Below are 10414 nucleotides of genomic sequence, written 5' to 3'. Positions count from 1 at the left end.
GCCGCCCCCCCCCGGGCGGGGGGGGGCCCCGGGGTTACCGGGGGCGCCGGCGACGGGGGGCGGGCCCCCCCAAACCCCCCAACCCCGGGGGGGGGGGGGGCGGGGCCCCCCGGCCCCCCCCCTCCGCTCGTGGGGCGACATCAGTCGTCGGGGTCCTCGTCGTCGTAGACCTCGCTCACGTCGAACCGGCAGATCAGCAGCTGCGGGTCGGCGTGCTCGAAGGGCTCCGGCAGCCACTCCCCCGGCTCGGTCGGCTCGGTCGCCGCGACCCAGAGCGTCGAGTCCGCCTCCTCCAGGCCGAACTCCTCGCTGCGGGCGGCGATCTCGTCCGGTTCGTACTCGCCGAACAGCACGCCGATCGCGGCGTTCACGCCGCCGGCGCCGCCCGGGGTCAGCGACTCGTCGAGCCGCTCGGCCTGCGCGCGCAACCGCTTGGGGTCGACCACGTGGTAGTCGCGGCGGATCAGCACGCTGATCGCCTCGGGCTGTTCCGGGCCGTGGTAGCCCCCCGGGCCCTCGTCGCCGGGGATCTCGAAGGGAGTGACCTCGTCGTAGACCTCGTAGAGGAGTTGGTCATAGGCGATGGCCGCCGTCGCGAGCTGCTCGTAGGCAGCGGACACGGCGGGATCATCGGCTGCGTTGGGGCTTGACACCGCTTCCAGATGACGGTCGATGGCGGCCTTGACCGCCTCAGCGGCGGCGCGTACCTCGGCAATGGTGGGCTGCGCGGCATCAGACATGGTGCAGACGCTATCTCCCCTCGGCGCCGGTACGCACAGCGGTTGTCACCTACACCCGCGATTTCACCGCAACTTCCCCCCTGATGTCCGATTCAGGGGTTTCTGTCCACCGGCAGAACCGGCGCGGGGCGGGCGCGAAGAGCGCACGGCCGGTCGGCCGGGGCCGTCCGGGTGCGGCTGCGCGCGCCGGTATCGGGGTATTCACTCCACAACGGCAACAGAACTGATGGACTGTCAGACGGGTGCCCGGGCGAGGGCCGTCGGACCGCAGCGGCAGGGCGGGAGGACGGCCGGAAATCTCCGGGCCGACTGTCCGGGGCAGGCCGTAGGCTTGCGTGCAGTGATCCTCAGGAGGAGCGTTTTGACCCCACCGAAGCCGGTCCGGCAACCGGAGTACGAGTACCAGTCGCTGCGCATGCCGCGCGGGACGTCGCGCAACGCGGCACGCCAACTGCTCACCGAGCACGCCGAGTACGGGCACTGGGAGCTCGACCGGCTGAGGCTGTTCCCCGACGGGAGCCGGACGGTCCGGCTGAAGCGGCGGATCATCCGGCAGGTCCGGAGCTGGTGACGGACGGGGCGATGGAACGACGCACCCGCGGCCGCCCGTGGAACAACGGGCGGCCGCGGGTGCGTGCCGGGGGCTTTCCGGTGACGGGTGCCGCTGAGCGGTCGGGGAGCTCAGCCGGCGGGAGGGCTCAGCGGGCGCCGGCGCGGGCGCGGCGGTAGAGCACACCGCCGCCGACCAGCAGCGCGAGCCCGGCGGCCCCGAGCGCCTCGACGCCGCCGGCACCGGTGTGGGCCAGCTGACCGCCCTCGGCGACGCTCTGCGCGGCGGGGGCGCTGGTACGGGCGGCGGCCGGGACGGCCTGGGTGCCGTGGCCGGCGGCCGGGGCGCTGGGGGTGGCCCCGGCGGACGGACCGCCGTTGCGCGGGCCGCCCGTGCCGGTGTCGCCGGGCGGCGGGGTGGCCGGGGTGGACGGGGTGTGGTCCCCGGGGCAGTCGTCGGTCGGCTTCGGGGCGGGGTGGGCGACGTTGCCGCACTCGTTCCCGAAGGCCGGGTTGCCGACGCCGACCACGTTCACGGAGTTGCCGCAGGCGTTCACCGGGACGTGCACCGGGGCCTGGACGCTGTTGCCCGAGACCACCCCGGGCGAGCCGGCGGCGGTGCCGGCGGCGGAAGCGCCCGAGGCCGAGGAGCCCGAGGCGGAGGAGCCGCGGCTCGCGCCGGTGCCGGAGCTGTCGCTGCCGCCGGAGTGGCCAGTCTGACCGGTCTGGCCGGGCTTCGGGGCGGCGTGCCGGCCGCCGCTGACATTGGCGCAGCGGTTGCCGTACGCCGGATTCAGCGCGCCGACCACGTCGACGGTGTTGCCGCAGGCGTTGATCGGCACCTCGACCGGCACCTGCACCGAATTCCCGGAGGCGACACCCGGTGATCCCACCGCGCCTCCCTGCGCCTCGGCGGCCGCGTAGGCGTAGCCGGCGGTGGAGGCCAGCACGCTGCCGGTGGCCACGGCGGTGAGGATCCCCTTCTTGGCTACATTCCTCATGTTTTCCCCTGACGTTTCGAGAAGGCGGCGATCTTGACGTGAACCTTATGAAAGTCGGAATTTCTGTATATCCGGCAATCACGCAAGGTCTTTGACTGCACAGGAGTTAACGAGGGGCGAACGGCCAGGTTGGGCCGAACGAAGCAGCTTCACCCGATCGAGCGATCGGGACGTCAGGGCCTTGCCGGCCCACGCGGCCAACCCGGGACCGGATCCCGGCACGCCCCGGCCCGGAGCGCGCGAAGGCCCCCGGTGCGGCGCGTCCGCCGCCCGGGGGCCGTACCGAGTCGGGCTCAACAGGCCTCAGCGGCCCGGAGGTTGACTCAGACGTTGGCGCAGTGGTTGCCGAACGCCGGGTTGATCAGACCGATCACGCTGACGGTGTTGCCGCACACGTTGACCGGCACGTGGACCGGGATCTGGATCTGGTTGCCCGCGACGACACCCGGAGAGCCCGCGGCCACACCCTCGGCGCCGGCGCCGCCGTGAGCGGACGCGACACCGGCGGCGGCGAGCACCAGGCCACCGGTGGCGGCGGTGACGGCGGCGATCTTCTTGACCTTCATCATTCCTCCTGTATGGACAACGCAACCCGTTCGGCGGGCTGCACAGGAAGAAACGACGCTGCGGCGAACGGGGTACGGAACAGATTTCCCATTCACCCGCAACGGTGACGCTTCGCACAGATAAGCGGCGCGGAATTCCGGGAAGAATCGTTTCTGTTGATCTCCTCGAACCCGTCCCACAATCATGCGCTCCGACAATGCGGTCGGCCCGCCCCCGGCAGTCCGGGAGCGGGCCGACCCAGTCGCCTGATCAGCGGGCGCCAAGGGACGCCGGGCGATCAGCAGGCGTCGATGAAGCGGTCCAGGACCCGGACGCCGAACTTCAGCCCGTCCACCGGCACCCGCTCGTCCACGCCGTGGAACATCCCGGCGAAGTCCAGCTCCGGCGGCAGCTGCAGCGGCGCGAAGCCGAAGCAGCGGATGCCGAGGTCCTGGAAGGACTTGGCGTCCGTCCCGCCCGACAGGCAGTACGGCACCGCGCGGGCGATCGGGTCCTCCGCGCGCAGCGCGGTCTGCATCGCCTCCACCAGCGAGCCGTCGAAGCTGGTCTCGATCGCCCGGTCCGTGTGCAGGCTCTCCCGCTTCACGCGCGGACCCAGCACGCTGTCCAGCTCGGCCAGGAACTCCTCCTCGTAGCCGGGCAGGAAGCGCCCGTCCACGTGCGCGGTGGCCTGACCGGGGATCACGTTCACCTTGTAGCCCGCGCCGAGCATGGTCGGCTGGGCGGTGTTGCGCAGCGTGGTGCCGATCATCTTGGCGATGCCGCCGAGGACGCGCAGCGTCTCGTCCATGTTCTCCGGGTCCAGCTCGACCCCGAGCGCGTCGGACAGCTCGTCCAGGAAGGCCCGGACGGTCTTGGTGATCCGCAGCGGGAACTTGTGCCGGCCGAGCCGGGCGACCGCCTCGCACAGCTCGGTGATCGCGTTGTCGTCGTTCTCCATCGAGCCGTGCCCGGCCCGGCCCTCGACCGTCAGGCGCATCCAGTGCATGCCCTTCTCGGCCGTCTCCACCAGGTAGAGCCGCACCTGGTCGTTGACCGTGAAGGAGAAGCCGCCGACCTCGCCGATGCCCTCGGTCACGCCCTCGAACAGCTCGGGGTGCTTGTCCACCAGGAAGCGCGCGCCGTACGTGCCACCCGCCTCCTCGTCGGCGAGGAAGGCCAGGACCAGGTCGCGCGGGGGCTTGCGGCCGGTGCGCAGCCGGTCGCGGACGACCGCGAGGGTCATCGCGTCCATGTCCTTCATGTCCACCGCGCCGCGGCCCCAGACGCAGCCGTCGGCGATCTCGCCGCCGAAGGGGTCGTACGTCCAGTCCGCGGCGTTGGCCGGCACCACGTCCGTGTGGCCGTGGATGAGCAGGCCCGGGCGGGACCGGTCCTCGCCCTCGATCCGGATGACGGTCGAGGCCCGGCCCTTGGCCGACTCGAAGATCTGCGGCTCCACCCCGAACTCGGCGAGCTGCTCGGCCACGTACTCGGCCGCCTTGCGCTCGCCCGGGCCGGAGCCGTCGCCGTAGTTGCTGGTGTCGATCCGGATCAGATCGCGACAGATCTCCGCGACCTCCGACTCAGCCGTCACCTTCGGCGCCGCCGACTCGCTCCGCTCGCTCACGGTCACTCCTCGTCTTGGGCCCGCACCGACGCACCAGCGCGCCACCCCCAGGCTCTGCACCCGGGCCGTACGAGCACGTCCGCCCATCCTCCCCCAGCGCCCGATCCCGATCCACCCCCCGTACCGCCCCGAAACCCGCTGGTCACGCCCCCGCCACAGGCCGGCCCCCGCTCCCGCCACCGGCCCGGCCACCCGGGCCGGAGCCGTTTTGGGAGGCCCAGCCGATCTTTGCTACAGTTACATCTGTCAGCGCGACGGACGAGAGATCGGAAGCCGCGAGGACGACACCCGGTCCGGGTGGCGGAATGGCAGACGCGCTAGCTTGAGGTGCTAGTGCCCTTTATCGGGCGTGGGGGTTCAAGTCCCCCCTCGGACACCAGTCAGGGCCCCAGTTCATCTGGGGCCTTCTGCGTTTCCGGGCCGTGGCGGGAGCCACGGCCCGGAAACGTTTCGGGGGCCCGGCGGGTCAGCTGCGGGCCGGGTCGGCGGGCTTGATGTCCTGGTCACCCGGAAGACGTTGGCGGGGTCGTACTTCGCCTTGAGTTCCGAGAGGCGCCGGTAGTGGTCGGCGCCGTGGGCCGCGACGATGCGCCGCTCGCCCTCGTCGAGCAGTTCGTTGACGTGGACGCCGCCCGAGGTGAAGCGCTGCATGGTGTCGTAGACCTCGCGGCACCAGCCCGTGTTGGCCGCGTCGTCCTCCTCCTCGGTCCAGCCGCCGAGCAGGGTGACCAGGAAGCCGGGCTCGCGGTGCGGGTAGGCGGTGGCCTCCGGGGCGACCCGGGCGACCCGGCCGCCGAGGAGCATCATGCCGATCTGGGACAGCTCCGACTTGCGGGTGCGGAAGCCGTCGATCAGACCGGCCAGCGTCTCGGCCGTGACCGTCGTCCCGCTCCCTGGGTCTGCTGGGGCGTCTCCTCGTCGGGACAGGCCAAGGGGGACGCATGCTTCGCAGCGATCGTAGGGACACTCACATACCTTTGAGAAGGTATTTTTAGCGGTCCCAACGTGCGGAAGCGAGCCCTTCACGTGGAGGGCCGTGGAACCGGCGATCAGCGGGCCGCGGCTCCGGCCGTCAGCTCACCGGGCGTCAACTCCCCTGCGGCCGGGGCGCCCGCCGTCAGCGCACGGGCCGGAAGCGGCCTGCCGACCGGCAGCAGCCGGGCCCCGGGCACCCGGTCGGCCAGGTCAGGGTCGCCGACCACCACGGGGTGCCCGACCTCGGTCAGCATCGGCAGGTCGGAGACGTGGTCCCCGTAGCCGTAGCAGTCCGCCGGATCGATGTGCGGGTACGCCCGGAGCAGGGCGCGCACGGCCCGGCGCTTCTCCTCGCCGATCACCGGCTCGCCGACCAACTCGCCGGTGAACACCCCCCGACGCACCTCCGGCCGGCTGCACAGCACGTGCGCCGCGCCGATGTCCCGGGCGACCGGCTCGACCAGCGCCGGGAAGGACCCCGACACCAGCGCCACCGGATCGCCCGCCACCCGGTGCCGCGTCAGGGCCTCGCGGGTCGCGGCGATGTAGAAGCCGGCGACGCGGGAGCGCTGCGCGAACCACTCCCGGCCGGCCACCCCGACCGACTCCTCCCGCTCCCCGGCCCAGACCCGGTAGTAGGCCCGGTTCGCCTGCTCGCGCGGGGTCCCGGCGGCCGCCAGGGCGACGAGCTCTGCCCGCACCCGGGCGGCCCGCCGGACACCCGACGGCCCGTACCGGCCGCCGAGGTAGAAGTCCAGGAAGTCGAACATGCTCTTGCAGTCGATCAGCGTCTCGTCGAGGTCGCTGAACGCCAGACGGTCGGACTGGACCACGGAGGACTCCTCGGGGGCAGTGGTCACCCGCGGGTGACGGGGCGGTCGGGGTCGGCGGCGGTGCCCGGCCGGGCGCGCAGGGCGGGGAACAGGGTGTCGCGCACCTCGCGCCAGCGCTCGACGAAGTCCGCGCGGCCGTTCAGGTTGTCGGAGATGTGCTGGGCGCCGAAGAACGCCGCGACCGCCACCCGCGCGGCGACGTCCGGATCCACGTGCCGCGCCAACTGGCCCTGCTGGTGGGCCTCGTGCATCAGCATCGAGATCAGCTTCGTCCAGTCCACGTAGGGCGGCGGCAGCTCGACGTCGACGGCGTCGCGCTCGTTCTGCAGTCTGGTGCCCGCCTGCATGATCGGGTCCTCCAGGAACGCGGCGGTGGCCGCGTTGAACATCTCGATCACGGTGTCCAGCGGCGAGAGGCCCTTGCCGCGCACCGCCTCCAGCGTCACCGGCCAACGTGAGTACAACTCCTCCACCACGGCGATGGCAAGGGCCTGCTTGTTGGGGAAGTGGAAGTAGACGGCGCCCTTGGTCATGGCCACCTCGTCCGCCACGTCCTTGATGCTGGTCTGCTGGTACCCGCGGTCGGCGAAGATCCGCGCGGCACAGTGCAGGATCTGCTCCCGGGTGCGTTCGGCGCGCTCCTGACGCAGCAGCGGCCCGGCCGTACCCGAACGCTGGATCTTCGGGGTCGGCCACAGCGGCTCCACGGCAACACCCTTGTTCTGACTCACTCCTCGCCCTTTCTCTCTACACCGAGCACTTCTGGCTATATACCTTCCCCCAGGTATATTTTCGGCCCGGGATCGACGTCACCTGACATGACCCTCGCCCGCAGATGGGGTGGCACCACCTTAGGGAACGGCACACCAACGGGGAGACGTGCTCGCATGTCCATCATCACCGCACCGCCAAAGTACCTGCCGTCGGACCAGGCAGCACCGCTGTCGACCGGCCCCGGGATCTCGTTCACCCACCGCCTTCCGGCCGCTTCCGTCCACAAGGCCTCCGCGGCCGAGGTCCTGCTCACCGACGCGGTCCGCGACGGTGACCGCCGGTTCACGGTCGGCGCCGTGTGGCCGCGCGACCGCTTCCTCCACCACAGCGGGCAGGGCCGGTCGCCGGATCCGCTGCTGCTGGCCGAGACGGTCCGGCAAACCCTGATACTCCTCTCGCACCGCTTCCACGGCGTACCGCAGGGGCACCCGTTCGTCCTCGACCGCCTCGACCTGGAACTGACGGACGGCGCCGCGCCGCTGCGGCCCGGCGCACCGACGCGCGTCACCCTGGACGTCACCTGCACCCGGACGGTGACCACCCCGCGCCGCACCGGCCTCGCGCTGGAGGCGGCGGCGTCCGTGGACGGTGGCCTGATCGGCCGGGCGGGCATCCGCTGGGAGGTCCTGCACCCGGCCTTCTACCAGGTGGTGCGCCACCGCGGGGCCCGTCCGAGGACGGCCGGGGCGCCCGAGCGCCCCGAGGCCCCGCTGGGTCCGCTGGGTCCGCTGGGCCCGCTGGGCCCGCTGGGCCCGCTGCGGCGGCTCGCCCCCGACGAGGTCGGGTACCCGGGCGACGAGCACGTCCTGCTCGCCCGGGACTCCTCCGGCCTCCACGGGGGTTTCTGGCTCGACCCGGACCCGGGCCACCCGGTGCTCTTCGACCACCCGTCCGACCACGTCGCCGGGATGGTGCTGCTGGAGGCCTTCCGGCAGGCCGGCCGCGCCATGGGCGCTCCGCTGCACCCAGCCGGGCTCTCGGCGATCTTCACCGCGTTCGCGGAGCCGGACCTGCCGGTGGCCGTCACGGTGACGCCCTGGCCCGACCCGACGGTCCGGACCGGTGAGCCGGACCGGATGCGGACGGCCGAGGTCACCGCCACCCAGCGCGGCGTCGTCCTCGCCGCGGCGCGGCTCGCCTACCCGGCGGACCGTCAGGAGACCCCGTGAAGGAGCCCGTCGTGCACGTCCCCGCCTCGCCCGCCGTCCCGCCCACCCCGTCCGCCGCCCCGTCCGCCGTCCCGCCCACCGCCTTTCCCGCCGACGCGATCGGGCGGGTGGTGGACGCGGCGCGGAACGATCTGTCCGGCGCGGAGGAGCGGCGCCGGCTCGGCCCGGAGGCGGTCGGGGCCGTGGTGGCCGCCGGGTTCCCCCGCCACTTCGTCCCCCGCGGGTTCGGCGGTACGGCCGGCACCTTCGCCGAGCTGCTCGGCGCGTCGGCCGGGATCGCCCGGACCTGCCCGTCCACCGCCTGGTGCGCCACCCTGTTCGCGGCGCACGGCCGGCTCGCCGCCCACCTCCCCGAGGAGGGACGCAAGGAACTCTGGGGGGCCTCGCCCGACGTGCTGATCTCCACCTCGATCATGCCGCCGCAGGGCGAGGCGGTCCGGGACGGGGCCGGCTGGCGGATCCGCGGGCGCTGGGACACCGCCAGCGGGGTCGACCACGCGGACTGGCTGCTGCTGGCCTCCCGGACCGGCTCCGCGGAACGACCGGAGCACCGGATCTTCGCCGTCCCCCGGTCGGACTGGACCGTCCTGGACACCTGGCGGAGCCTGGGCATGCGCGGGACGGGCAGCAACGCGGTGGAGGTGGCCGGGGCGTTCGTCCCGGACCGGCTCTCCTGCACCCTCGCCGACCTGCAGCGGCCGCCGGGGCCGGACGCGGCCCGCTGCCACCGGGTGCCGGTCCACCTGGCCGGGGCGCTGATGTTCGCGGCGCCGGTCCTGGGGGCGGCCGAGGGCGCGCTCGACGCCTGGCACTCGGCCGTGACGCCGCGTCTGCCCGTCCTCTCCCCCGCCCGGCGGGCGGAGGCCGAGCTGGCGCTCGGCGAGGGCTCGGCCCGGATCGCCGCGGCGCGGCTGTTGCTGGAGCGGGTCGCCGAGCGGGCCGACCTCGCGGAGGTGACCCCGCTGCTGGTGGCGGAGAACCGGCGGGACGCCGCAATGGCCTCGGCCTGGTGCGCCGAGGCGGTCGACCGGCTCTTCCGTGCGGCCGGATCGCAGGCGCAGCGGGAGGACTCCCCCTTCCAGCGCTACTGGCGCGATGTCACCACCGCGGCCTCGCACGGAGTGCTCGGCCCGGCGGCGGCCGCCGCCGACTACGCCGCGGCCGTGCTCGGCGGATAGCCGCGCCACCCGCCTCGCCACCGCGGCCCCGTCCCGGCCAGGGGTCGATCGTCCGTCAGGTCAGCGATCGGCCCCTGGTGTTCACCGTTCTTTCAGAGCCTGCGGGTGTCGCCGATGGCGCTCTCGATGCCCTGGACCATCCGCCACAGCGGCGCCCGGCGGCTGGCGACCAGGACCACCACGTCGTCGGCCGCGTCCTCGCCCGCCGGGGCGGAGTCGGCGGGGCGGTCGCTCCAGGTGGAGGTGACGAAGGCCATCGCCGCGTCCACCTCGGCCACCCAGTCGCTCTCGCCGCCCGACCGCAGCCAGGTGCGCAGGGCGTGGTTGTGGGCGGCGACCACGGCCGCGGCGATCACGTCGGCGCGCAGCGGGCCGTCCGGGCGGTCGGCGAAGCGGCCGCGCAGGTAGGCGGCGAGGGTGTGCTCGTAGCGCCAGACCACCGAAAGCTCGTACGCCCGCAGGCCGGGGACCTTGCGGGTGAGGCGGTAGCGCTGGACGGAGAAGGAGGGCTGCTCGGCGTACATCCGCAGGACCAGCCGGGCGGCGTCGCAGGCGTGCTTGACCGGGTCCTCCTCGCCGGTGCCGGAGTCCAGGAACTCCGTCATCTCGGCGAGGCTGCGCTCGTGGTCGGGGAAGACCACGTCCTCCTTGGCCGGGAAGTAGCGGAAGAAGGAGCGCCGGCCGACGCCGGCGAGCGAGACGATGTCGTCGACCGTCGTCTGCTCGAAGCCCCGCTCCAGGAAGAGCTCGAAGGCCGCGGCCACCAGCGCCTCGCGCATCGCCGGCTTCGAGGGCCCGTCGTTCATGGGCAGGTCCTGCTCTTCCTTCTCACTCATTCTCCGGAACTTAGCATCGGCGCAGGACGTCGGCCCCGACGGCCCGGGGGGCTCTCCCGCCCGGCCGCCGGGGCGCCTCGGGGCGCCGTTACGGCAGGTTGCGGGCCATGACGATCCGCTGGACCTGGTTGGTGCCCTCGTAGATCTGGGTGATCTTCGCGTCCCGCATCATCCGCTCCACCG

General features: G+C 73.2%; 12 protein-coding genes and 1 tRNA gene. 4 read left to right on the top strand and 9 right to left on the bottom strand.

Translation table 11 applies throughout. The features are described from left to right. Positions 1-140: 140 nt before the first annotated feature. Complete coding sequence (locus ACIRVF_RS12495; RefSeq protein ID WP_402816271.1) at positions 141-740, bottom strand: hypothetical protein; 600 nt, start codon at positions 738-740, stop codon at positions 141-143. A 361-nt stretch (positions 741-1101) separates the two neighbouring features. Between ACIRVF_RS12495 and ACIRVF_RS12490 the strand changes: the two genes are divergently transcribed. Further along, positions 1102-1311, top strand: a complete 210-nt coding sequence (locus ACIRVF_RS12490) for a DUF5703 family protein (RefSeq protein WP_380421224.1) — start codon at positions 1102-1104, stop codon at positions 1309-1311. A gap of 127 nt (positions 1312-1438) precedes the next feature. On the opposite strand, the gene ACIRVF_RS12485 is transcribed toward ACIRVF_RS12490, so the two are convergent. From ACIRVF_RS12485 to ACIRVF_RS12475, 3 genes are all read right to left on the bottom strand, one after another. After that, positions 1439-2290, bottom strand: a complete 852-nt coding sequence (locus ACIRVF_RS12485; protein ID WP_402816270.1) for a chaplin — start codon at positions 2288-2290, stop codon at positions 1439-1441. A 323-nt stretch (positions 2291-2613) separates the two neighbouring features. Continuing rightward, the gene (locus ACIRVF_RS12480; protein WP_402816269.1) at positions 2614-2859 is read right to left on the bottom strand and encodes a chaplin; all 246 of its coding nucleotides are present in this window, start codon (positions 2857-2859) and stop codon (positions 2614-2616) included. A gap of 275 nt (positions 2860-3134) precedes the next feature. Then, entirely contained in the window at positions 3135-4466 is a 1332-nt protein-coding gene (locus ACIRVF_RS12475) for a M20/M25/M40 family metallo-hydrolase (protein ID WP_380421221.1), read from the bottom strand. Positions 4467-4757: 291 nt separating this feature from the next. On the opposite strand from ACIRVF_RS12475, the gene ACIRVF_RS12470 reads away from it, so the two are divergent. Next, a tRNA-Leu gene (locus tag ACIRVF_RS12470) sits at positions 4758-4845 on the top strand. A 14-nt stretch (positions 4846-4859) separates the two neighbouring features. Here the strand turns inward: ACIRVF_RS12470 and ACIRVF_RS12465 are convergent. From ACIRVF_RS12465 to ACIRVF_RS12455, 3 genes are all read right to left on the bottom strand, one after another. Further along, on the bottom strand, positions 4860-5273 hold the full coding sequence (locus ACIRVF_RS12465) for a BBE domain-containing protein (RefSeq protein ID WP_402816268.1): 414 nt from the start codon (positions 5271-5273) through the stop codon (positions 4860-4862). 242 nt (positions 5274-5515) lie between these two features. Then, a complete protein-coding gene (locus tag ACIRVF_RS12460; RefSeq protein WP_402816267.1) occupies positions 5516-6274 on the bottom strand; it encodes an HAD family hydrolase in 759 nt (252 codons plus the stop codon). A gap of 23 nt (positions 6275-6297) precedes the next feature. Beyond that, on the bottom strand, positions 6298-7005 hold the full coding sequence (locus ACIRVF_RS12455) for a ScbR family autoregulator-binding transcription factor (protein WP_402816266.1): 708 nt from the start codon (positions 7003-7005) through the stop codon (positions 6298-6300). 156 nt (positions 7006-7161) lie between these two features. Between ACIRVF_RS12455 and ACIRVF_RS12450 the strand changes: the two genes are divergently transcribed. Beyond that, positions 7162-8217, top strand: coding sequence for a ScbA/BarX family gamma-butyrolactone biosynthesis protein (locus ACIRVF_RS12450; protein ID WP_402816265.1), 1056 nt, complete (start codon positions 7162-7164; stop codon positions 8215-8217). Next, positions 8214-9395, top strand: coding sequence for an oxidoreductase (locus ACIRVF_RS12445; RefSeq protein ID WP_402816264.1), 1182 nt, complete (start codon positions 8214-8216; stop codon positions 9393-9395). Before ACIRVF_RS12450 ends, ACIRVF_RS12445 begins: the two co-directional genes overlap by 4 nt. Before the next feature lie 92 nt (positions 9396-9487). On the opposite strand, the gene ACIRVF_RS12440 is transcribed toward ACIRVF_RS12445, so the two are convergent. Together ACIRVF_RS12440 and ACIRVF_RS12435 are read right to left on the bottom strand one after the other, a co-directional pair. Next, entirely contained in the window at positions 9488-10174 is a 687-nt protein-coding gene (locus tag ACIRVF_RS12440; protein WP_402816816.1) for a TetR family transcriptional regulator, read from the bottom strand. Between the two features lie 145 nt (positions 10175-10319). Then, a partial coding sequence (locus tag ACIRVF_RS12435; RefSeq protein ID WP_132919430.1) for an acyl-CoA dehydrogenase family protein occupies positions 10320-10414 on the bottom strand: 95 nt, incomplete at its 5' end.

The sequence above is a fragment of the Kitasatospora sp. NPDC101157 genome (assembly GCF_044768255.1).
In the GTDB taxonomy this organism is placed as follows: Bacteria; Actinomycetota; Actinomycetes; order Streptomycetales; family Streptomycetaceae; genus Kitasatospora.
The sequence above is the reverse complement of the archived record's forward strand: the minus strand, read 5'-3'. Positions and strand labels throughout refer to the sequence as shown.